Origin of the sequence: Streptomyces sp. NPDC007929, assembly GCF_042959065.1 — a bacterium.
In the GTDB taxonomy this organism is placed as follows: Bacteria; Actinomycetota; Actinomycetes; order Streptomycetales; family Streptomycetaceae; genus Streptomyces.
The window spans coordinates 99,418-121,158 of sequence record NZ_JBIBKD010000014.1 but is presented as its reverse complement, the minus strand read 5'-3'; the positions used below and the strand labels follow the sequence as shown (position 1 = coordinate 121,158).

Genomic DNA, 21,741 nt, shown 5'->3' with positions numbered 1-21,741 from the left:
GGGTCAGGCGGCCCGCCCTTCACCCTTGGCGGGCGGTTCGTCGTCGGGGAACGCGGCGGCGAACTCGTCGGCGTGGGTGGCGAAGAACCGGCGGAAGGCCTCGGCACCCTCCTGGAGGGCCCGGTGGCGGGCTATGTCGGCAGCGGCCGCCTCCCGCACGAGGGCCTTCATGGACGTACCGCGCTCCTTGGCGATCTGCCGCAGGTCCTCAAGTTCGCGGTCGCTGAACTCCACGTTGAGAGCTGGCATGCCTCCACGGTACCGCTCGGGTACTGACTGGTAAATATCCCCAGGTCAGGGAGGTCGGTCGAAGGTACCGAAGCGAAGTGGTGCCTGAGACGTGCGTCACATCGACCCGGGCGATGTCACAGATCGGGGTCCTGTCCGGCTCGCAGTGGTGAGCGCATTCACGGGAGGACCACCATGACCGATATCTCCGCACCCGGCACCGGTACCCCGCTCGACACGGCGACCGGTGTGTTCGTCGACCATCGCGAGCTGCTGTTCGGCGTGGTCTACAACATGCTCGGCAGTGTCGCCGACACCGAGGACGTGCTGCAGGAGACCTGGCTGTCCTGGACGTCACGCGGCGGGGGCGCTCCCCTGGCCGGCGTCGACAATCCGCGCGCCTATCTCGTCCGGGTGGCGGTCAACCACGCGCTGCGCCGTCGCGCGGTGATCAGCCGCCGCCGGGAGACGTACGTCGGCCCGTGGCTGCCCGAGCCGCTGGTCGGCGCGGACAACGCGACCGCGGAGGATCCGGCGCTGCGTGCGGAGGCGGTGTCCCTGGCCATGCTGGTGGTCCTGGAGTCGCTGACCCCGCTGGAACGTGCCGTGTTCGTGCTGGGTGAGGTGTTCGGCTACCCGCATGCCGAGATCGCGGAGATCATCGACCGCTCCCCCGCCGCCGTACGGCAGTTGGCGCACCGGGCCCGGGAGCATGTGCACGCGCGGCGGCCGCGGTACGAGGCGCATCCGCGGGTGCGGAGGGAGGTGACCGAGCGGTTCGTGCGGGCGGCGCTCGGCGGGGACATCGCCGAGCTGATGGAGGTGCTCGCACCGGATGTCACGGCGTGGACGGACGCGGGGGGCAAGCGCCGGCGGGCGGGCCTGCGCCCGGTGCACGGCCGGGACAAGGTGACCCGTCTGCTCACCTCCGGGCGGGGCGGCCCGGACCACCCGGTCTGGCGCTACCGGCGCGTCAACGGCGACGACGCGGCGGTGCTGTTCGACGGCGACGCGCCGTTCGCGGTCCTGGTCCTGGACCTCACCCCGGAGGGCGACCGGGTGCGCGGCATCTACGTGGTGGCCAACCCGGACAAGCTCACCCATCTGAGCGGGACGCGGGCGTGAGCGCCGGGCGCGGCGAGCGGCTGGCCGACTGGTTCGACGGGCGGCTGGGCATCCACACGCTCGGCAGGAAGTACCTGCGCAAGGTGTTCCCCGACCACTGGTCGTTCCTGCTGGGCGAGATCTGCCTGTACAGCTTCGTGGTGCTGATCCTCACCGGCGTGTACCTGACGCTGTTCTTCCACCCGTCGATGCACGAGGTGACGTACCAGGGAAGCTACGTCCCGCTGAACGGTGTGCGGATGTCCGAGGCCTACGCGTCCACGCTGGACATCAGCTTCGACGTGCGCGGCGGGCTGCTGATCCGGCAGCTGCACCACTGGGCGGCGCTGGTCTTCGTCGCCGGGATGCTCACGCACATGATGCGGCACTTCTTCACGGGCTCGTTCCGCAAGCCGCGGGAGGTCAACTGGCTGTTCGGCTGGCTGCTGCTGTTCCTCGGGCTGTTCGAGGGACTGTTCGGCTACTCGCTGCCGGACGACCTGCTGTCGGGCACCGGCCTGAGGTTCGTGCACGGCGCGCTGCTGTCGGTGCCGATCGTGGGGACGTACCTTGCGATGTTCCTGTTCGGCGGCGAGTTCCCCGGCGACGACATCGTGGCGCGCTTCTACGCGCTGCACGTGCTGCTGATCCCCGGGGTCATGGCGGCGCTGATCGTGGTCCACCTGCTGCTGGTCGTGTACCACAAGCACACCCAGTTCGCGGGGCCCGGGCGCACCGAGCGCAATGTCGTGGGCGCGCCCTTCATGCCGGTGTACCTGGCGAAGGCCGGCGGCTTCTTCTTCCTGGTGTTCGGGGTGCTCACGCTGATGGCGGCGGTGGCGACGGTCAACCCGGTGTGGTCGTACGGGCCCTACCGCGCGGATCAGGTGTCCACGGGCGCCCAGCCCGACTGGTATCTCGGCTTCGCCGAGGGCCTGGTGCGGATCATGCCCGGCTGGGAGGTCACGCTGTGGGGGCACACGCTGGTGCTGGGTGTGCTGATCCCGATCGTGGTGTTCCCGCTGCTGCTGGTCCTCATCGGCGTGTACCCGTTGCTGGAGGCCCGGTTCAGCGGCGACCGGCATGAGCACCACCTGCTGGACCGGCCGCGCGACCGCCCGGTCCGCACAGCGATCGGCGCGGCCTGGATCAGCCTCTACCTGGTGCTGCTCGCGGGCGGTGGGAACGACATCGTGGCGACCCGGCTGCATCTGTCGATCAACGCGGTGACGTGGGCGGTGCGGGCCGGGATGTTCGTGGTCCCGGCGGTGGTGTTCGTCGTGACCCGGCGGATCTGTCTAGGGTTGCAGGCACGGGACCGGGAACTGGTGGCGCACGGCCGGGCGACAGGGGTGATCAAGCGCCTCCCGCACGGCGAGTACGTCGAGGTGCACGAGCCGCTCGACCGGGCCCGGCTGCACACCCTGACCGCGCATGAGCGGCCCGGGGAGCCCGTCGGCCCCGCACAGCCGCGCCGGGAGGTACCGGGGCCGGTCAGGAGTGGGCCCGGCAGAACTCCCGGACGGTCCGGTTGAACGGCTCGGGCGCCTCGATGTTGCTGAGGTGCCCGACGCCGGGGAGCACGACCAGCGTGGCCTGCGGGATCGCTGCGAGGAACTGGTGGGCGACGGGATCCACGGGCGAGCGGGCGTCCAGCTCGCCCCACAGCAGGAGCGTCGGCACCTCGATCTCCGGCAGCAGGTCCCGCAGGTCGGCCTCGACCATGACGGTCAGCTCGGTCCGCATGCTCTGGGCGCGGGTGTCGGCCGACATCACCGACAGCAGCCGGACGGTGTCGGCGGGGGGAGGTCCGGCGAACAGTCCGGGCATGGTCGGTGCGAACGCCTCGGCCGGGACCGCGAGCATGCGCTCCGCCCCCTCGGCCCGGGAGCGCACCTCCGCGGCGGGCAGCGAGCCCTTCCAGCCCGCGTAGGTGTCGACGAGGAGCAGGGTCCGCACCAGCTCGGCGTGGTGCCGGTAGAGCTCCAGCACAACCGTCCCGCCCCAGGACGCGCCGAGGACATGGGCCGGGCCGAGGTCCACGTCCTTGATGACGGCCGCCAGGCAGCGGGCGTAGTCGGCCAGGGTGAAGTCGGGGAGTACGTCGGAGGAGCGGCCGGCACCCGGTTCGTCCCAGGCGACGACGGTGAACTCGTCGGCCAGGTCCTCCGTCTGGGGGCGGAACAGCCGGGCGTCCGCCGTGGCGCCGTGCGCGAGCACGAGGGGCGGGCCCTGGCCCACCCGGTCGTACGCGACCTCGATGCCGTCGACCCGCACCGCTGGCATGTCACCAGGCTACGCGCGCGTGCCGGGGGCGTCCTGTCGGCGGACTCCCCCGGCACGCGGGCACGGTGCGCTGCGGCCCCTACCCCTGGTCCGCCACGAAGGAGGCCATACGGGTCAGGGCGGCGTTCCAGTTGATCGTGTGCTCGTTGGTCGACCAGGACTGGATGTCGTCGATGTAGCAGAACTGGCCGACGCAGCCCTGGAGTTTGCTCTGTGCGTAGGGGTCCTGGATGCTCGAGTTCGGTCCGCCCGCGAGGGTGCCCCGCGGCGGGTTGGGCAGGTTCGGGTCGAGCTGGCGGGCGTACCAGCGGCTGTGCTGGTTCTGCGCGCTGACCTCGCCGTAACCGGTGACGTAGGAGATGTTCAGCGCGTTGCGGCCCAGGATGTAGTCCATGCTCTGCAGCGCGCCGTCGCGGTACTTCGAGGCGCCGGTGATGTCGTACGCGGTGGCGAGGACGACCGCGTTGTTGAGGACCTGGTGGCTGGAGCCCCAGTCGTAGGTGTTGCCGTCCGGCGCGTACGGCATGCCGTAGGGGTGGGCCTTGAGGGTGGCCAGGTAGCGGTCGGCGCCCTGGACGACGGACCGGCGCACGGCGTCCCGGCCGGGGAGCCCGCTCGGGACCGTGGCGAGGTCGAGCCGGCCCGCGGCCCCGGTGCGGGCCCAGTCGAAGCCGATGGGCTTGAACAGGTCGGCCGTGTGCACCGGGGACTTCAGGACGTACTCCTCGAACCGCTTCTCCCCGGTCGAGAGGTACAGCTCGGCCGCCGCCCAGTAGAAGTCGTCGGTGACGTCGCTGTCGGCGTAGGCGCCGCCGCCGATGCCGTCGCTCTCGGAGGCGAGGCGGTCGGGGTGGGCCAGCGCCGCCGCCCAGGCCTTGCGTGCGGCTGCCAGTGCCTTGGCCGCGAAGGGCTTGTCGTAGGACCGGTACAGACGGGCGGCCTGCGCGGCCGTGGCGGCCAGGTTGAGGGTGGCGGCGGTGGACGGCGGGTGCAGCTCGCGCTTCTGCGGGTCGTCGTGGGGCATCAGCGGCAGGCCGGTCCACTGCTCGTCGTGGATCTTGTGGTGGGCCATGCCGGCCAGCGGCTTGCCGTCGGGCACCTGCATCTTCAGCAGGAACTCCAGCTCCCAGCGGGCCTCGTCGAGGAGGTCAGGGACCTTGTTGCCGCTCTCCGGGATGGCGAGCGTGCCGTCCCGGAGCTTGTCCGCCTGCCCGGTGCGGGCGTGCCGGGCGCGCTCGTAGGTGCTCAGCAGTTCCCAGGTGGAGATGCCGCCGTTGACGACGTACTTGCCGTGGTCGCCGGCGTCGTACCAGCCGCCGCTGACGTCGAGCGTGTAGTCGCACACGCCGGGCTGGCAGGGGACGGCGGTGTCGCCCTTGTTGGGGGCCACGCCGACGTGACCGGCCGGGCGGCCGTAGCCGGGCCGCAGGTCCTCGCGGATCGCGATGCCGCTGCGCTGCGTGTAGTAGTACTTCGCGGAGTCCAGCCGGAGCCGGTGGTAGGCGCTCGCGTCGATGTCGAAGGGCCGGCTGGTCTCGCCGTCGGCGACGAGTGTGTAGCCGGTGCCCTTGGTGCGGTAGGCGCCGAAGTCGATGGAGTGGACGTTCTGCCCGGAGGAGGCGTCGACCCCGCGCGGCAGGGTGGTGCCCCGGGCGACGACCGTCCCGCCGGAGTTCTTCAGCTGCCAGGGCAGCTTCGCCTTGGCGTCGGTGACCAGGGTGGCGTTCTTCGGGCCGGACGGCAGATAGCCGACCTGGTTCACCCGGACCCGGGGGCCGGTGTCGGGCTGGTGCGGCTCGGGCGTCACGCCGCCGAGGAGCGAGACGTCGTCCATGCAGAAGCGCCAGGCGTCCGCGCTGCCGCCGAGCTGGAAGCCGACCTGGCCCTGCGCGGTGTCGACGGGCGAGGTGAAGGTGTAGGAGTAGCGGTCGCCGGAGACGCTGAGCTGCGGTGTCACCTCGTGGTAGGTGTCGTAGGGCGACACCGACAGGCCCACGATCGCCCGCACCACGTGCCCGGCGGGTGTCCCGGTCGCGCTGAACGAGAAGCGGTACGACTCGCCCTTGACGAGGGTGATGTCGTTCTGCCCGACGGCGGCGTCCCAGCGGTTGGTGGTGCCGCCGGGGACGTCGGCGCAGAGCCGGCCGTCGGTCAGTCCCGCGGTGACGTTGCTGGTCGTCCACCAGGGGTCGGTGGTGGTGTCGAAGGTGCCGTTCCTGACCTGCTCGACCTCGTCGGCTCCGGCCGGTGAGGAGGGCACGGCGGTGAGCGCGGTCGCCAGCAGGGCCGTCAGGGACAGCAGGGCGGTTCTGCGTCGTTTCACGTCTGGGCTCCTCGGGGAGGTGCGGGCGGCGCTCGGCATGGGAGCGCTCCCAGATGCGGACGCACGCCATGGTTGTTGCTGATGTGACGCCCCGTCAACGGTCCGGACGGGACTGGCTGTTCACCGCCCGTCCGGACCAGGACGGGCTAGAGGGTGTCCAGCCGGCTGATGCGTATCGCGCCCCGCGCCTCGCCGGGGTGGCGGCTGGTCAGGGTGAGCCGGATCCGGGAGCCGCGCAGGGGCTCGAAGGTGATGGCGGTGGGGGCGTCGGAGGCGTCGGCCCAGCCGATCTCGGTGTCGCGAGCCGCCTGCCAGGTGCGGCCGTCCCAGACCGCCACCTCGATCGTCGCGGGCAGGCTGTGCGCGGCGTCCACCGTGAAGGAGACCTCCACCCGGTCGAAGGCGCGGGTGCGCCCGTGGTCGACCGAGACCCAGTCCTCGGCCCGCGCCCCGTCGAAGGCCGGCAGCAGGGGCGTGGCCTGCTTGAAGAAGCCGTTGGACCAGCCGGTGGCCGGGTCGCCGTCGAGCATGGCGGCGGGCAGGGTGTCGGGGCGGCCGGAGTAGCTCGCGTCCGCTCGGGGGTGCTGTGCGGGGGCCGGGGGGTCGGGCCGGAAGGCGGCCGGGGCGGTCTCGGCCCGGTCCCGTGCGCGGGTGGCCCGGACGGTCGCCGTGCCCGTGCGCAGCCCCTCGGCGCGGGCGGTCACCCTCACGGTGCCCGGCTTCGTGCCGGAGCGGACGATGGCGAGGGCCTTGCCGTGGAAGGCGGTCCTGGTGCTCGCCTGGTAGCGCTCGGCGCTCTCCTGCCGGCCGTTGTCGAGTCCCGCGAGGGAGCCGCCCGCGACCGCGAAGGACAGCAGGTGTTCCGCGTCGGGCACCACCACCCCGCGCCGGTCGACGACCTCGGCGGTCACGAAGACCAGGGAACGGCCGTCGGCTGCGAGGGAGGGACGGTCGGCGGTCAGGCGTACGGCGTGCGGGGCTCCGGCGGTGCGCAGCACGTCGGTGGCGACCGTCTTGCCGCCCCGCCGGGCCACGGCCTTCAGCTCTCCGGGCTCGTAGGGCACCTTCCAGGTCAGGTGGAGTTTGCCGGCGCTGCCGTTGGGGCTGGTGTAACTGCCCGGGTAGGGGCCGTCGGTGAAGGTCTTGTCGTCGCCGGTCGCCTCCGTGGTCTCCAGATAGGTGCGGCCGTCGGTGGTCTTCTTGGTGTCGAACCGCCGTACGCCCAGTGACCTGCCGTTGAGGTACAGCTCGACGGTGTCGACGTTCGCGTACGCCCAGACCTCGACGGTGTCACCCGCGGCGTGGTTCCAGGTCATCGGCAGCAGGTGGACCATCGGCTCGCCGGTCCACTGGCTGCGGAAGAGGTGGTACATGTCCTTGGGGAAACCGGCCGTGTCGACCGCGCCGAAGAAGGACGCCTTGACCGGGAAGACGTCGTACGGCGTGGGCTCGCCGAGGTAGTCGATGCCGGACCACAGGAACTGCCCGGCGAACCACTTCCGGTCCCGGTCCTTCTTGTGGCCGTACTCGCCGCTCATGGTCCAGGAGGCGAGGTTGTTGTCGTAGGAGGAGGTCGCGCGTCTGCCCGGCGTGTGGTTCTCGCCGGTGTTGAGGTGCTCGGGTTCCTGGTAGGCGCCGCGGGTGGAGGTCTCCGAGGAGGACTCGGACTCGAAGAGGAACAGGTGCGGGTAGGCCGCGTGCAGTTGGTCGACCGACTTGGCGGTGTTGTAGTTGAGGCCGAGGCCGTCCAGCTTGGCCAGCATCAGATCGGCCGCGGAGCCCTTGGCGGGCAGACGGCGGTACTTGTCGGAGCCGATGACCAGCGGGCGGGTGTCGTCGGCGGCCCTGATCGCCCCGATGATCCGGTCGGCCATGGCGAGACCGGCGGTGGAGGTGGAGTCGGGGACCTCGTTGCCGATGGACCAGCTCAGCACGGCGGGCGAGTTGCGGGCGGCCAGCACCATCTCGGTGGCGTCCTTCTCGCACCACTCGTCGAAGAAGCGGCCGTAGTCGTACCGGTTCTTTCCGGTGCGCCAGCAGTCGAACGCCTCCACCAGCATGACGACCCCGAGTTCCTCGCAGACCTGGATCACCTCGGGCGCGGGCGGGTTGTGGGAGGTGCGCAGGGCGTTGACGCCCATGGACCGCATGATCTCCAGCTGTCTGCGGACGGCGTCGACGCTGACGGCGGCGCCGAGTGCGCCGAGGTCGTGGTGGAGGTCGACGCCCTTGATCTTGTGGGGAGTGCCGTTGAGGAAGAAGCCGTCGTCCGGGTCGAAGCGGAAGGTGCGGAAGCCGAAGACCGTCCGGTAGGTGTCGGTGGTGCGGCCGCCGACGCGCAGCTCGGTGTGCAGGGTGTAGCGGTGCGGTGTCTCGAAGTCCCACAACTTCGGGTGCCGGACGGTGAGTTCGTGGGTCTCGGTGTGCTCGGCGGTGACGGCCGCGGTGGAGGAGGCACGGGCGACCGTACGGCCGGTGGGGTCGGTGATCCGGGAGACGACCTCGACGTCCGCGCCCGCGCCGGAGGCGTTGACGACGGACGTGGAGACCCGTACGACGCCCCGCGCGGCGGAGATCTCGGGTGTGGTGACGCGGGTGCCCCAGCGGGCCACGTGCACCGGCTCGGTGATCACCAGGCGGGCCTCGCGGTAGATGCCGCTGCCGGAGTACCAGCGGCTGCTGGGGAGCCGGTTGCGCACCTCGACGGCGATGACGTTCTCGGTGGTGCCGTCGGTGTGCACCAGGTCGGTGAGGTCGAGGGCGAAGCCGGTGTAGCCGTAGGGGTGACGGCCGGCCTCCTCGCCGTTGCAGTGGACGGTGGAGTCCATGTAGACGCCGTCGAACTCCACCGAGACGCGCTTGCCGGCGACGCCGGGCGGCAGGGTGAAGGCCAGGCGGTACCAGCCCAGGCCCCCGGGCAGGAAGCCGGTGCCGCTGGTGGTGTCGTGCTCGGTGGTGGGGGTCTGCTCGATGCTCCAGTCGTGCGGGACGGCGATCTCGCGCCACCCGGAGTCGTCGTGGCCGGGCAGATGGGCGTCGGCGTAGGCGCCGGTCGGGTCGGTGGTGCCGCCCGGGTTCACCAGGGCGAAGCGCCAGCCGTCGCGCAGTGCGACGGTCCGGCGGCCGGACGCGTCTGGCCCCTGCTCGGCGGCCCACGTCTCCGGGGCGCCGAGCAGCGTCCCGGCCGCGGGTGCGGCGGCGGAGGCGAGCAGGACCGATCTGCGCGTGACCGACATGGCGGCTCTCCCTCAGTAGGGCCCAGAAGTACTCACAACTGATCGTGAACAAACAGATTCTGTCGAGGTGTCACACGCGGCCGTCAAGGGTGCGGTGACGCCCTTCTGCCGCGGAGGCGGGTTCGGCCCCTTTTGTGCCGTGGCCCCGGCCGGGCGGGCGGCACCGGGGTTACCCGTTCACGCCGGGCGCCCACGGACTACGCTGGAACTCAACTGGCGTCCCTGTTCACTGTGAGTGTCCGTATGGAGTCGCGACGATGAGTCCGGACGAGGCGTTGGACGATGGCGTGGCCGCCCGTGCCGTCATCGCCGTCGACGGCACGCTCACCGAGTGGAGCGAGGGCGCCCGCCGTCTGCTGGGCCACACGGCCGCCGAGGTCGTGGGCCGCCCGGCCGCCGACCTGCTGGCCGACGGTGCGGACCCGCCGGCCGTGCCGGACGACGCCCGCTGGAGCGGCACCGTCACCCTGCGCCACCGCGACGGCCACTCCGTCACCCTCTGGGTGCTCGCCCACCGCAGACCGCCGGACGCGGCGGAGGCGATCGACTGGCTGGCGGTGTCCCCGCCGGAGGCCGCCGACCACGCGCTCGCGGACGACCCGCTGGTGCGTATGGCGCTGACGCAGTCGCCCTGCGCCACGATGATCTTCGACGAGCGGCTGCGGCTGCGCGGTGTCAACGAGGCCATGGCCGAACTGCTGGGACTGCCCGCCGGGCGGATGGTGGGACTGAAGCCCACCGACGTCGGCAGCCGGCCGCCCAACGCCGAGCTGGAGGAGAATCTGCGCCGGGTGCTGAGCACCGGCCGGCGGCAGGACATGCAGACCTACATGAAGGCGTCCGGCGAGGAGCGGGGCGCGCACGCGTGGCTGGCCCGGATGGCGCCGCTCACCGACGGGGCGGGCCGGGTGCGCGGCGTGTGCGTGACCGCCCACGACTTCACCGACCAGTACCGCTCGCGCGAGCGGCTGCAGCTGGTCAACGAGGCGAGCGTGCGCATCGGCACCACCCTCGACGTCACCCGTACCGCCCAGGAACTGGCGGACGTGTGCGTCCCGGCGCTCGCCGACTTCGTCAGCGTGGACCTGCTCGACCCGCGGGAGCACGGCGGCGAGTCCGCGGGGCCGCCGATCCCGCCGCTGAGTCTGCGCCGGGCCGCCCATCAGTCGGTGAACGAGGGCAGCCCCGAGGCCGTCGCCGAGCCCGGGCAGGTGGACGTCTACCCGGAGAACTCCCCGCAGGCCGCCTCGCTGGTCGCGGGGCACACCGTCGTGGCCGCTTCCGGCGACCTCGAGCGGTGGCTGGCCTGGGACCCGGTGCGCTTCCAGCGGATCCAGGAGTACGGCATCCACTCCACGATGTCCGTCCCGCTCCAGGCCCGGGGCACGACCCTCGGGGTGGCGGTGTTCACCCGCTTCCGGCGTCCCGAGGCGTTCACCCCCGACGACGTGCTGCTGGCCGAGGAGGTCACGGCCAGGGCCGCCGTCTGCATCGACAACGCGCGCCGCTACTCCCGTGAGCGCGAGACCACCCTCACGCTGCAGCGCAGCCTGCTGCCCCGCACCCTGCCGCACACGGTGGCGGTCGAGGCGGCCTCCCGCTACCTGCCGGCCACCCGCTCCGGCGTCGGGGGCGACTGGTTCGACGTGATCCCGCTGTCCGGGATGCGCGTCGCCATGATCGTCGGCGACGTCGTCGGCCACGGCATCCAGGCCTCGGCCACCATGGGGCGGCTGCGCACCGCCGTGCGCACCCTCGCCGACATCGACCTGGCCCCCGACGAACTGCTCACCCACCTCGACGACCTGGTCGTCCGGCTGTCCGAGGAGTCCGGTGTCGACAACGGCACCGGAGAAGTGGGCGCGACCTGTCTGTACGCGGTGTACGACCCGGTCTCCCGGCGCTGCACCCTGGCCCGGGCCGGCCATCCGCAGCCCCTGCTGGTGCCGCCGGACGGCCCGGCGCGGCAGCTCGAACTGCCCTCGGGGCCGCCGCTGGGCGTCGGGGGGCTGCCGTTCGAGTGCGCGGAGGTGGAGCTGCGGGAGGGCAGCGTCCTGGCGTTCCACACCGACGGGCTGCTGGTCAGCCGTGAGCGGGACGTCGACGCGAGCGGCCGGATGCTCCGCGAGGCGCTGTCGGCGCCCTCCGGCTCCCTGGACGAGATGTGCGACCGGGTGCTGCACACGCTGCTCCCGCCGGGCGGCTCCAGCGACGACGTGGCCCTGCTGCTGGCCCGCACCCGGGGCCTGCCGTCCGCCCAGGTCGCCACCTGGGACATCCCCGCCGACCCGGCACTGGTGGCGCCCATCCGCAAGCAGGTCGTCGACCAGCTGGAACGCTGGGGGCTGATCGAGGCCACGTTCACCGCGGAGCTGGTGGTGAGCGAGCTTGTCACCAACGCCATCCGCTACGGCGCCCCGCCCATCCGGCTGCGGCTGATCCATGACGCGGCCACCCTGATCTGCGAGGTGTCCGACACCAACCACACCGCCCCGCACCTGCGCCGGGCCAAGACCTGGGACGAGGGGGGCCGCGGGCTGCTGCTGGTCGCCCAGCTCACCCAGCGGTGGGGCAGCAGGCACACCGGCGAGGGCAAGACGATCTGGGCGGAGCTGGCCCTGCTCGGCGAGGAGATCTGAAGTCACCGACGGCCCTGGCCGGGCCCGGGGTGCCCGGCCAGGGCCGCGAGGGCCGCCGAGGGTCTCTTACCGACGCCTGGTTTCATGTGCGGGCACCGCCTGATCGCGCCCCGGAGGACCCCGCCCTGAACACCCCGCTCGCCGAAGTCCTGTCCGTGGCGCTACTGGCCGCCGTGCTCGCCTGGGCCGTCGCCCGCCCCAAGGGCCTGCCGGAAGCCGTGCTGGCCGTGCCCGCCGCCGGGGTCGCCGTCGCCCTCGGAGTCATCTCCCCCGCTCATGCCTGGGAGGAGATCCAGCGCCTGGGGCCCGTGGTCGGCTTCCTCGCGGCCGTACTGGTGCTGGCGCACTTCTGCGACGTGGAGGGGCTGTTCACCGCGTGCGGCGCGTGGATGGCCCGCTGGGCCGCGGGGCGCCCGACCCGGCTGCTGACCGCGGTGTTCGCGCTGGCGTCCGTCATCACAGCCGTGCTGAGCCTGGACGCCACCGTCGTCCTGCTCACTCCGGTGGTGCTCGCCACCGCGACCCGCATGGGCGTACGGGCCCGGCCGCACCTGTACGCGTGCGCCCATCTGTCGAACACCGCCTCGCTGCTGCTGCCCGTCTCCAATCTGACCAACCTGCTGGCGTTCACGGCGAGCGGGCTGAGCTTCACCCGCTTCGCCGCGCTGATGGCGCTGCCCTGGCTGGTCGCGATCGCCGCCGAGTACCTGGTGTTCCGGCGCTTCTTCGACGAGGAGCTCGCCGCGCCCCTCCCCGCCCCCGCCGCCGAGCCGCGTCCCGAGCCGCTCCCGATGTTCGCCCTCGTCACCGTCGGCTGCACACTCGCCGGGTTCGTGGTGGCCTCCGCCGTGGGGACGGCACCGGCGTGGGCCGCGCTGGCCGGTGCGCTGGTGCTGGCCGGGCGGGCGCTGGTGCGGCGGCGGGCCACCCCCCTGACGGTGGTGCGGTCCTCGGCCCCGGCCTTCCTGGCGTTCGTGCTCGCGCTCGGCGTGGTCGTGCGCGCGGTCGTCGACCACGGGCTCGCCGACGCGTTGCGGCGGGTACTGCCCGGCGGAACGGGCCTGCTCACGCTGCTGGGCGTGGCCGTGGTGGCCGCCGTCCTGGCCAACCTCATCAACAACCTGCCCGCCGTGCTGGTGCTGCTGCCGCTGACCGCCGGGTCCGGCCCCGGCGCCGTGCTGGCGGTGCTGCTCGGCGTGAACATCGGCCCCAACCTGACCTACGCCGGATCGCTGGCGACCCTGCTGTGGCGGCGGATCGTGCAGCAGCACGGGCACCGGGTCGGGCTCGGGGAGTTCACCCGGCTCGGGCTGCTCGCCACACCGGCGGCGCTGGTGCCGGCCGTGATGGCTCTGTGGCTGTCGCTGGCCGTCGTGGGGGCCTGAGCCCGGTCCGGGACGGGTCCGCTCCGCTCGGCTCAGCGGCGGCCGTCTCCGCCGTATCCGTAGCCGCCGGGCCCGTACCCGCCGTAGCCGTATCCGTATCCGGGGTAGCCGTAGCCGGGGTAGCCGTAACCCGGGTTGCCGTACCGGCCGTCCGAGTCGCAGTAGTGGCCGTAGCGGTCGCAGGGGGGCTCGGTGGCGGCCGGGCCGCTCGGCGTCGGCTGCGGGGACGTCGCGGACGGTGTGGGGGTGGGCTCGGGGGTCTTCGACGGGGTGGGGGTCGGGGTGGGCGGGGGCGTGGGGCGCGGTGCGGGGACGGGGGCGTTCCAGGTGACGGCCTCCATCTGGAGGTCGGCCTTGGAGGTGTCGATCACCCAGCGCTGCACCTCGTCGTCCGACCGGGCCTTGAGAACCAGGGCTCCCGAGCCGTCGGTGGCGGCCGGGGCGAGGGCCAGGTCCTGGTCCGAGCGGGGCACCAGGGCGCCTTGCAGGGTGAAGTCGTAGCGTATGTGCTTCGGGTCGGGCCGGGACGCGCCCGCGCAGGGGGCCAGCCGCACCGAGTATCCGAGCCGCGAGTCCAGGCACAGGTCGGGGGCCGCGCCGTTGCGCAGCAGCCCGTCGGTCTCGTACGTCCACTGCTGGGTGGCGTCCGCGGTGCAGGCCGTCAGCTCGGCCTCCTCGCCCGCCACGGCCTTCTTGCCGTCGATGCCCACGCACAGGTCCGAGGAGACGTTGTGCAGCCGGCCGCGCAGGGCGCCCTTCTCGGCGTCGCCCGCACCGGCCCAGGACGGGTCGCGGCTCGCCTCGCCCGCGTCGGGGTCGGGGGCCTCCCCGGTGGGCCGGTCGGTACCGGCCGGTGCGCCGTCGCCGTTGCCGCCCGTGGACCACAGGACCAGCGGCAGGACGACCAGCCCGCTGACGGTCAGGACGCCCGCGGTGAGGTTGCGCCGCCGGGCGGTACGGCGGGCCGCCTTCTGGGCGGATCTGCGCGCGGCGGTCCGGGGGCCTTCGCCGCGGGGGGCGGGGGTGGGGGCGGGTGGCAGGGAGGCGTCCGCGCCGACCGGGGGCACGGCTGGGGGCCTCATGGGCGGCGGGGGTACGGCCGCCGGGCCGCCCGGGTCGGTGAACGACTCCCCGACGACGCCGGCCAGGCCGACCGGGTCGGGGAAGACGTCACTCCCCTGGCCGGCCGCCCCGGGGGAAGCCGGCCCCGCCGGGAAGTCCCCGGACGTCGGAAACGCCTCGCGCGGCGCGTGGGGGGCTCCGCCGACAGGATCCGGGAACGCCGCCGGGCCGCCGCCTGCCGGACCCGGGTACGCCGCACCCACGCCACCCCCCGAACCCGGGAACCCCTCAGGGCCCCCACCCGCCGGACCGGGAAACACCTCGCGCGCGCCGCCCACCGGACCGGAGAACGCCGCAGTCGCACCACCGCCCGAACCAGGGAACCCCTCAGAGCCCCCACCCGCCGGACCGGGAAACACCTCGCGCGCCCCGCCCACCGGACCGGAGAACGCCGCGGTCGCACCACCGCCCGAACCCGGGAACCCCTCAGAGCCCCCACCCGCCGGACCGGGAAACACTTCGCGCGCCCCGCCCACCGGCCCGGAGAACGCCGCAGTCGCCCCGCCCACCGGATCCGCGAACGCCCCGCGCACCCCGTCTGCCGGGCCACCGGCCGAACGCGTGGACCTCCTGCGCCTCCCACGCGCCTGCCTGGGACGGGTCTCGCGCGGTGCGCGGACCGGGTCCGTGAAGGCCTCGCGGCCCCCATCCGCCGGCCCGGGGAACTCGGCAGCCGCCCCACCGACCGCATCCGGGGGCGTCTCACGCCTCCCACCTGCCGGGCCAGGGAACGCCGCACCCGCCCCACCGACCGAACCCGGGAACGCCCCACGGCCCCCGGCCGCCGGGCCATGGAACGCCGCGCCCGCCGCACCGACCGAACCCCGGGGCGCCTCGGGCTCCCCGTCCGCCGCGCCCGGGCGGGGCTCGCTCGGTGGGCGGACCGGGTCCGGGATGATCTCGTACGTCAGGTCGACCGGGTCGGGGAAGACCTCGCGGGCCAGGGCGACCGGGTCCGGGAACAGGTCGCGGGCCGCGCCGGGCGGCATCACGGCGGCGGTCGGGCCGGGCGTCGGCCCGGGCCGCTCGGCACACCGGCCACCCCCGGCGCTCCCCCCGGCCTCGTGCGCCCGGCGCTGCGCGTACTCCCGTCCGCCCCAGCCCAGCACCGCTTCCGACAAGGCGACACCGAGGTCGTGATTGAACTGGTCGAGCTGGTCGGCGGCGGCGTCGCAGTGCCCGCAGCCCTCGATGTGCGCGCGTAGATCCGGGTCGATGCCGAGCCCTCCACGCCGGTACGTCACGTCGAGCAGGCGCAGATAGCGGCGGCACTCCTCGTCGGGGGCGAGTTCACGGTGCAGTTGGAGGGACTCCTCGCGCAGCCGGTCCCGGGCCCGGCCCAGTTCGACCCGTGCGCCCTCCTCGTCCAGTCCGAGCAGCGCGGCCGGGGAGAGGAGCGGTTCGGCCTCGACCTCGACGTGCCACAGCAGACAGCGCGCGGACTGGGGCAGCCGCTGGAACGCCCCGGACAGCAGCCGCCTGCGCGGCGAGGGCAGCAGCCGGGAGGCGGGCCGGTCCCCGCCGCCGGTCCCCGCGAGCAGGTCGGGGTGGAGCGTGTCGCACCGGTGGTCGCCGGCCCACTCGGCCGCGATACGCCGCACGGTGAGCAGCAGGTGGGGCCGCCACGCGGAGGTCGGGCCGTTCTGCCGGAGCGTCTCGCCGAACAGGCGGGTGAAAGCCGCGGTCGTGAGCATTCCCGCGGAGCGCGGGCCGTCGGTGCACAGCCGGGCGTAGGCGAAGGCCGCCTCCCAGTGCCGGTCCAGCAGTTCGCCGACGGGGTGAAGTGCGGGCGACGCCCCGGTCCACTTCCTGAGCTCCGCGCTGAGTTGCTCGTCCGTCGCACCGAACCCGTGGGCCGAGACCGGGGAATTCGACGGGCTTGCGTCTTTCAAGGCTGCATTCCTCTCAAGGACATACGGAATAAAGTCCATACCAAGGGGTATGCCGGCCCGGCGGCCTCGCGCATACGAAAGAACGGCGTGTTGTGGACACGCCGACAGGGCACACCTTTGCACAGCTCAGCAAGAGGGAACAAGTGAACCGTCGGTTTCGAGCATTGCGTGCACGGTCAACGCCTTTTGACAAAATGTCAATCAAGTGAGCGAAAGGCATTTCCACGCCTCCCGCCCCCTTTTCCCTGCTCGCATTCGCTCCCTCCACCCCCGGCCCGGCAAACCATTGACGCACCGCCTGAACAGCAGCTCACACCGTCGTCCGCGTTCTCCGCGCCGGCCTTTCCGGCCCCGCCGCGAAACCAATGGCACCGCTCAGCCGGGCCCGGCCCCGTGCGTCGTGCGGTACGCGCCGGGCGGGGACCCGTAGCGCTCGCGAAAGGCGCGGTTGAAGTGGAACGGGCTGACGAAACCCGAGGCCGCGGCGACGCGCTCCACGGGCAGGTCGGTGCTCTCCAGCAGCCGGGCGGCATGGCGCAGCCGCGCCTCGCGCAGTGCCCGCATGGGCGACTGGCCCAGTTGGCGGCTGAACAGATGGGCGAAGCGCGAGGGCGAGAGCGCGACGCCCCCGGCGAGCGAGCGGACGGTGTGCGGGGCCGCCGGGTCGGCGTCGATCAGCTCCTGGGCGCGGCGGATCCGTGCGTCGAGGCCGGGCCGGGGCGCGGTGGGCCGGGCGCCGGCGGTGGTGAGGAGGACGACCTCCTCCAGGGCGCACAGGGCCAGTTCACGTGCCGCGCTGCCGTGCGCCACGGCGATCTGCCGGTTCGGGGGTGCCGCGTCGGGCGGCGCCTCGGTGCCGGTCCAGCGGGCGTCGGCGTGCATCCGCCGGAACGCCGTCCCGACGCGGCCGTGCACCCCGGCGGGGGTGGAGGTGACCGCGTACGTCCCGTCGCCGGTGCCGTACGGCCGCAGCCACGTCGCCCAGGACGGGCGGGCCTGGCAGTGCGCCCACCAGAATCGCCAGTGCCGGGCGCCGGGCTCGACGGCGTATCCGTGCGGGACGCCGGGCGCGAGCACGACCAGGTCGCCGGGGCCTGCCGTGATCCGCGCACCGCCCTGCCACAGCCGGCCCCGGCCCGCGGTGGTCCAGGTGAAGAGCCAGCTCGCGGATCCGTGCGGCCGGTTGACGCCGTAGCCGGGCGGCTGGTCGAAGTGACCGAGCACCACCAGTCCGGGGGGCGGCGCGGGATCCCCACCGCCCCGGGTGCTCCCGAGATCCCCGTCCGCTCCGTCCGCTCCGTCGGCTCCGTCGGCTCCCTCGGCTCCGTCTCCAGCAGTGTCAGGCAATTGGTCAGCTCCCACGGGCATCCTCCTCGACATGTGCAGGGCCTAGCGTCTCCCAGCGAGGACACCTGACCGAGGAGTGCGTTCATGACAGTCATGGGCAACGGCGCCGTCGGCGCTTCCCTCCTGGACCCCGCCGGGCTCCGGCGGTACCGGGAGGGGTTCGAGGAGGACGGTTTCACGGTGGTGCGCGGGCTCTTCGGGCCCGAGGAGATCGACCGGCTGTGCGATGGGTTCGCGGCGCTGCGGGCGGCCGGTCCGGTGCCCGGGCACTACGAGCCGCGGGCCGAGGAAGGGCAGGGCGCCGACCCGTTGCACGTCTGGCCGCGGGTGATGCACCCGCACGAGATCGACGGGCTCGCCCGCGAGGTTCTGCTGGACGCCCGGCTGCGGACGGTGCTGGAGGCGCTCCTCGGGGAGGAGGTGCTGGCCGCGCAGAGCATGTTCTACTTCAAGCCGCCGGGGGCCCGGGGCCAGGCGCTGCACCAGGACAACTTCTATCTCCGGGTCGAGCCGGGCACCTGTGTGGCCGCGTGGGTGGCGTGCGATGTGATCGACCGGGAGAACGGCGGCCTTGAGGTCGTGCCGGGCACCCACCGCATGGACGTGTTCTGCCCGGAACTGGCCGATTCCGAGGTGTCCTTCGCCCGGGAGTACGTCCCGCCGCCGCCGGGGCTGACCCCGGTTCCGGTGGACATGGCGCCGGGGGACGTCCTGTTCTTCAACGGGAGCCTGGTGCACGGCTCGCAGCCGAACCGGGCGGCCGAGCGGTTCCGCAGGTCGTTCATCGGGCACTACGTGGGCCGGTCGGCGGAGCGGATCGGGCGGTACTACCGGACGCTGGAGATGAGCGGGGCGAGGGTGGAGCTGGCCGAGAGCGAGGGGGCGGGCCCCTGCGGAACGGAGTTCGAACCGCGGGCACCGCACTGAGCCCGGAGTGACCCGTTCAGTGCCCGGCGATGGGGTGGGGACCGTACGGGCTCTGCAGTTCCGCCGTCACGGGGAGCGTACGTGTTCGACCACGCTCGAAGTCGTGGTCGGCGGGAGTGCCGGACGGACCGTCACCGCCCCGGCCGCGTGCGGCCGTCAGCCCCGTCCGACCAGGTCCAGGGCCCGCTCCCACCCGAACTCCGGCCGGGCGCCGTCCTCCCCCGGCTCTCCCGTGTACGGCTCGCCGAACCGCACGCCCATCCCCCGCAGCCGTTCGACGCTGTCCCGGTAGGCGGGGTGGGCGGCCAGTGCGTCGGCCACGCACGGCAGGACGGCGATCGGCACCCCGAGCCCCGCGACCTCGCACAGGGTGCCGAGGGCCAGGGTGTCGGCGATGCCGGCCGCCCATTTGTTGACGGTGTTGAAGGTGGCGGGGGCGACGACCACGGCGTCCGGTGCCGGAAAGGGACGCGGTTCGCCGGGAGCGCGCCAGGCGGAGCGTATGGGGCGGCCGGTCTGGGTTTCCACGGCGGATGTGTCGAAGAAGCCGTTCATCGCGACGGGTGTCGCGATGACGCCCACCTCCCAGTCCCGTTCCTGAGCGGCCGTGATCAGCTTGCTCACGTCCGCGGCGACCCCGGCGGCGCAGACGACGGCGTAGAGGAAGGGCGTACGGGCGGCCTGTGCGGTCATCCGGGAAACCCTAGCGACTGCCCGGAAGGAGCGCCGAGCCCGCGGCCGAGGCGCGCGATCCGGCCCGGCGGCTCCTGGGCGCCGGATGAGCTCCGGGGTCAGCCCACGGTCTCGGACACGGTGATGGCGCTGACCGGGCAGGCCCGGGCCGCCTCCCGCAGCAGTGGGCTGCCGCCGGTCTCCGCTCCGGGCAGCAGGGTGCTGTAGCCGTCGTCGTCCTGGGTGAAGACGTCCGGGGCGGTCAGGGCGCACTGGCCGGCGCCGATGCAGATACCTTGGTCGATGTCGATGTGCATGTGGGGGAAGCCTCTTACCAGGTCACGGGGAGTTCCAGCATCCCCTGGATGGTGTCGCCGGGCTTGAAGGGGATCTCCTCGGCCGGAGCCGCCAGGCGCAGGGTGGGCAGCCGGTCGAAGAGGCTGTGCAGGGCGATCTCCAGCTCGGCCCGGGCGAGGTTCTGGCCGAGGCACTGGTGGATGCCGAAGCCGAAGGCGACGTGGTGCCTGGCCGGGCGGCTCCAGTCGAGCGTGTCGGGGTCGGGGTAGACCGACTCGTCGCGGTTGATGACGGAGGTCGCGAAGACCACGCCCTCGCCCGCGCGGATCGTCGTCCCGGCCACCTCGATGTCCTCCACGGCCATGCGCAGCATGCCGTCCGCGATCGACAGCATCCGCATCAGCTCCTCGACCGCGCCCGGCAGCAGCCCGGGGTCCGTGCGCAGCTCGGCGAGCCGCTCGGGATGCTGGAGCAGGGTGAAGGTGCCGAGCGAGATCATGTTGGCGGTCGTCTCGTGCCCCGCGACCAGCAGGATGAGGGCCATGGCGATCAGGCCCTCGCGGTCGAGGTCGCCCTCGCTCAGCTGCCGGTGGACCAGGTCGTCCAGGAGTCCGGTGCCCCGGTCCCGCTGCTTGCGGTCGATCAGTTCGCCGAAGTACGTCTCCAGCCGGTCGCGGGCGTCGATCACGTCGGCGGCCTCGGGACCGCGCAGCAGCCGTCGCGACTGGGTCTCGAAGAAGTCGTGGTCGGTGTAGGGAACGCCGAGCAGGGCGCAGATCACCATGGACGGCACGGGCAGCGCGAAGGCACTCACCAGATCGGCGACCGGGCCCGCGGCGATCATCGCGTCCAGCCGTTCGTCCACGATCTCCTGGATGCGTGGCCGGAGTTCGACGGCCCGCTTGAGGGTGAAGTCCCCGACGACCATCCGCCGCTGGGCGCGGTGCTCAGGGTCGTCGACGCCGAGCAGGGCCGTTCTGCGGTTGCGGATCCCGGCGAAGCGCTTGGTGGGGACGGGGAAGCCGGGCCGGTCGCGGTTGGACGACAGACGCGGGTCGGCCAGCAGTGCGCGGGCGATGGCGTGCCCGCTGACCAGCCATGCCTCACGTCCGTCGAAGAGGGTGATGCGGGTCAGGGGGCGCTCGGTGCGCAGTGTGTCGTAGGCCGGGGGCGGGTGGTAGGGGCAGGTCCGGCTCTGAGGGAAGGCGACGGGTGCGGTCGTGTCCTTCATGAAGACCTCGCAGACGAGTAGTGCGTCGTACCGATCTTCATTAGATGCCCCAGGCATCTATGGGGCGACGCGAAGTTCGGCCAGATCGCCGACGCCTCCAAGATGGCCGGGGAATGCCGCCTTCCCGTTCGAACATCGGCTTCGCAGTGGCGGGTTGCGGGTTCGACATCCTTGGCGGGGCGGGTGCGCGACGGCGTGCCGGTTCGAAAACCGGTTGTCGCCGCGGTGGGGCATGGCCCAGGATCCGGCCATGCCTACGTTCACCGTCACCCTGCCGTCGTCCGCCGCCGCCGTTGCCGCGGGCCGACAGCAGCAGACCGGCCGCCGGGGAGGACCGACACCGCCGCGGTCATGACGGCCGCGCTCGTCGCGGGGCTGCTCGCCGGGTACGGCATCGCCGTCCCCGTGGGCGCCGTCGGGACCTACCTCGTCTCCCTCACCGCCCGCACCACCCTGCGCACCGGCGTCTGCGCCGCGCTCGGCGTCGCCACCGCCGACGGGCTCTACGCGCTCGCCGCCACCCTCGGGGGCACCGCTGTGGCGTCCGCGCTGCGGCCGGTGCTCGGGCCGCTGCGCTGGGTGTGCGTGGCGGTACTGCTGGCCCTGGCGGCACGGGGCGCCGTCACCGCGCTGCGCGAGTACCACGGTCACCGGCTCGCGACCCGTACCTCCCCCGCTCCCCCGAGCCCCGCCCGGGCCTACCTGGGCCTGCTGGGCATCACCCTGCTGAACCCCACCACCGTCGTCTACTTCGCGGCCCTCGTTCTCGGCTCCAGCGCCACCGGACCGGCCGGTCCGGCGGAGCAGGGTGTGTTCGTGCTGGCCGCGTTCGCCGCCTCCGCGAGCTGGCAGCTGCTGCTGGCCGGGAGCGGCGCCCTGCTGGGCCGCGCGCTGACCGGCCACCGGGGGCGGCTGGCGACGGCACTGGTCGCGAGCGGTGTGATGACCGCTCTGGCCGTGCGGATGGCGCTCACGCCGGGGTGAGGGGCGCTTTCCGGCCTGATCCGGCCCGGTACGGATGATTCCGTGGGGTACGGATGTTGAGGACGAGC

The 21,741-nt window shown here is 73.1% G+C and carries 15 protein-coding genes; 6 read left to right on the top strand and 9 right to left on the bottom strand.

The window, feature by feature from the left end:
- Positions 1-3 precede the first annotated feature (3 nt).
- Complete coding sequence (locus ACFZDE_RS35100) at positions 4-249, bottom strand: hypothetical protein (RefSeq protein ID WP_030845137.1); 246 nt, start codon at positions 247-249, stop codon at positions 4-6.
- Positions 250-423: 174 nt separating this feature from the next.
- Between ACFZDE_RS35100 and ACFZDE_RS35095 the strand changes: the two genes are divergently transcribed.
- Positions 424-1,353 (top strand): sigma-70 family RNA polymerase sigma factor, encoded by a 930-nt coding sequence (locus tag ACFZDE_RS35095; protein WP_390999285.1) that lies wholly within the window; start codon positions 424-426, stop codon positions 1,351-1,353.
- Entirely contained in the window at positions 1,350-2,867 is a 1,518-nt protein-coding gene (locus ACFZDE_RS35090) for a cytochrome b N-terminal domain-containing protein (protein ID WP_391207412.1), read from the top strand. The genes ACFZDE_RS35095 and ACFZDE_RS35090 overlap by 4 nt, the downstream gene beginning before the upstream one ends.
- Here ACFZDE_RS35090 and ACFZDE_RS35085 read toward each other — a convergent pair.
- The 3 genes from ACFZDE_RS35085 to ACFZDE_RS35075 form a co-directional block, all read right to left on the bottom strand.
- The gene (locus ACFZDE_RS35085; protein WP_391207402.1) at positions 2,827-3,618 is read right to left on the bottom strand and encodes an alpha/beta fold hydrolase; all 792 of its coding nucleotides are present in this window, start codon (positions 3,616-3,618) and stop codon (positions 2,827-2,829) included. The genes ACFZDE_RS35090 and ACFZDE_RS35085 overlap by 41 nt on opposite strands.
- Positions 3,619-3,697: 79 nt before the next feature.
- Positions 3,698-5,941, bottom strand: a complete 2,244-nt coding sequence (locus ACFZDE_RS35080; protein WP_391207397.1) for a glycoside hydrolase family 9 protein — start codon at positions 5,939-5,941, stop codon at positions 3,698-3,700.
- 146 nt (positions 5,942-6,087) lie between these two features.
- The gene (locus ACFZDE_RS35075; RefSeq protein WP_391207394.1) at positions 6,088-9,177 is read right to left on the bottom strand and encodes a glycoside hydrolase family 2 TIM barrel-domain containing protein; all 3,090 of its coding nucleotides are present in this window, start codon (positions 9,175-9,177) and stop codon (positions 6,088-6,090) included.
- A 257-nt stretch (positions 9,178-9,434) separates the two neighbouring features.
- Between ACFZDE_RS35075 and ACFZDE_RS35070 the strand changes: the two genes are divergently transcribed.
- Positions 9,435-11,816 carry a SpoIIE family protein phosphatase gene (locus ACFZDE_RS35070; protein ID WP_390999300.1) on the top strand — a complete coding sequence of 794 codons (2,382 nt, stop codon included), beginning with the start codon at positions 9,435-9,437 and terminating at the stop codon, positions 11,814-11,816.
- 125 nt (positions 11,817-11,941) lie between these two features.
- Positions 11,942-13,201, top strand: a complete 1,260-nt coding sequence (locus ACFZDE_RS35065; RefSeq protein ID WP_391207957.1) for an SLC13 family permease — start codon at positions 11,942-11,944, stop codon at positions 13,199-13,201.
- A gap of 32 nt (positions 13,202-13,233) precedes the next feature.
- On the opposite strand, the gene ACFZDE_RS35060 is transcribed toward ACFZDE_RS35065, so the two are convergent.
- Together ACFZDE_RS35060 and ACFZDE_RS35055 are read right to left on the bottom strand one after the other, a co-directional pair.
- The gene (locus tag ACFZDE_RS35060) at positions 13,234-16,215 is read right to left on the bottom strand and encodes a ricin-type beta-trefoil lectin domain protein (RefSeq protein WP_391207381.1); all 2,982 of its coding nucleotides are present in this window, start codon (positions 16,213-16,215) and stop codon (positions 13,234-13,236) included.
- A 375-nt stretch (positions 16,216-16,590) separates the two neighbouring features.
- A complete protein-coding gene (locus ACFZDE_RS35055) occupies positions 16,591-17,442 on the bottom strand; it encodes a helix-turn-helix domain-containing protein (RefSeq protein WP_391207941.1) in 852 nt (283 codons plus the stop codon).
- 204 nt (positions 17,443-17,646) lie between these two features.
- On the opposite strand from ACFZDE_RS35055, the gene ACFZDE_RS35050 reads away from it, so the two are divergent.
- Complete coding sequence (locus ACFZDE_RS35050; protein WP_391207364.1) at positions 17,647-18,489, top strand: phytanoyl-CoA dioxygenase family protein; 843 nt, start codon at positions 17,647-17,649, stop codon at positions 18,487-18,489.
- 156 nt (positions 18,490-18,645) lie between these two features.
- On the opposite strand, the gene ACFZDE_RS35045 is transcribed toward ACFZDE_RS35050, so the two are convergent.
- The 3 genes from ACFZDE_RS35045 to ACFZDE_RS35035 form a co-directional block, all read right to left on the bottom strand.
- Positions 18,646-19,182 (bottom strand): flavoprotein, encoded by a 537-nt coding sequence (locus tag ACFZDE_RS35045; protein WP_391207355.1) that lies wholly within the window; start codon positions 19,180-19,182, stop codon positions 18,646-18,648.
- 98 nt (positions 19,183-19,280) lie between these two features.
- The gene (locus ACFZDE_RS35040) at positions 19,281-19,478 is read right to left on the bottom strand and encodes a ferredoxin (RefSeq protein WP_391207326.1); all 198 of its coding nucleotides are present in this window, start codon (positions 19,476-19,478) and stop codon (positions 19,281-19,283) included.
- A gap of 14 nt (positions 19,479-19,492) precedes the next feature.
- Positions 19,493-20,689: a cytochrome P450 gene (locus ACFZDE_RS35035; protein ID WP_391207315.1), complete on the bottom strand. Its 1,197-nt coding sequence runs from the start codon at positions 20,687-20,689 to the stop codon at positions 19,493-19,495.
- 351 nt (positions 20,690-21,040) lie between these two features.
- On the opposite strand from ACFZDE_RS35035, the gene ACFZDE_RS35030 reads away from it, so the two are divergent.
- The gene (locus ACFZDE_RS35030; protein ID WP_391207305.1) at positions 21,041-21,673 is read left to right on the top strand and encodes a LysE family transporter; all 633 of its coding nucleotides are present in this window, start codon (positions 21,041-21,043) and stop codon (positions 21,671-21,673) included.
- The last annotated feature ends 68 nt before the right edge of the window (positions 21,674-21,741 follow it).

Bases quoted from the DNA above. Each gene is read 5' to 3' on its own strand.
- ACFZDE_RS35045 (WP_391207355.1), bottom strand. From the start codon at position 19,182: ATGACCGCACAGGCCGCCCGTACGCCCTTCCTCTACGCCGTCGTCTGC.
- ACFZDE_RS35050 (WP_391207364.1), top strand. From the start codon at position 17,647: ATGACAGTCATGGGCAACGGCGCCGTCGGCGCTTCCCTCCTGGACCCC.
- ACFZDE_RS35040 (WP_391207326.1), bottom strand. From the start codon at position 19,478: ATGCACATCGACATCGACCAAGGTATCTGCATCGGCGCCGGCCAGTGC.
- ACFZDE_RS35095 (WP_390999285.1), top strand. From the start codon at position 424: ATGACCGATATCTCCGCACCCGGCACCGGTACCCCGCTCGACACGGCG.
- ACFZDE_RS35030 (WP_391207305.1), top strand. From the start codon at position 21,041: ATGACGGCCGCGCTCGTCGCGGGGCTGCTCGCCGGGTACGGCATCGCC.
- ACFZDE_RS35070 (WP_390999300.1), top strand. From the start codon at position 9,435: ATGAGTCCGGACGAGGCGTTGGACGATGGCGTGGCCGCCCGTGCCGTC.
- ACFZDE_RS35100 (WP_030845137.1), bottom strand. From the start codon at position 249: ATGCCAGCTCTCAACGTGGAGTTCAGCGACCGCGAACTTGAGGACCTG.
- ACFZDE_RS35035 (WP_391207315.1), bottom strand. From the start codon at position 20,689: ATGAAGGACACGACCGCACCCGTCGCCTTCCCTCAGAGCCGGACCTGC.
- ACFZDE_RS35075 (WP_391207394.1), bottom strand. From the start codon at position 9,177: ATGTCGGTCACGCGCAGATCGGTCCTGCTCGCCTCCGCCGCCGCACCC.
- ACFZDE_RS35085 (WP_391207402.1), bottom strand. From the start codon at position 3,618: ATGCCAGCGGTGCGGGTCGACGGCATCGAGGTCGCGTACGACCGGGTG.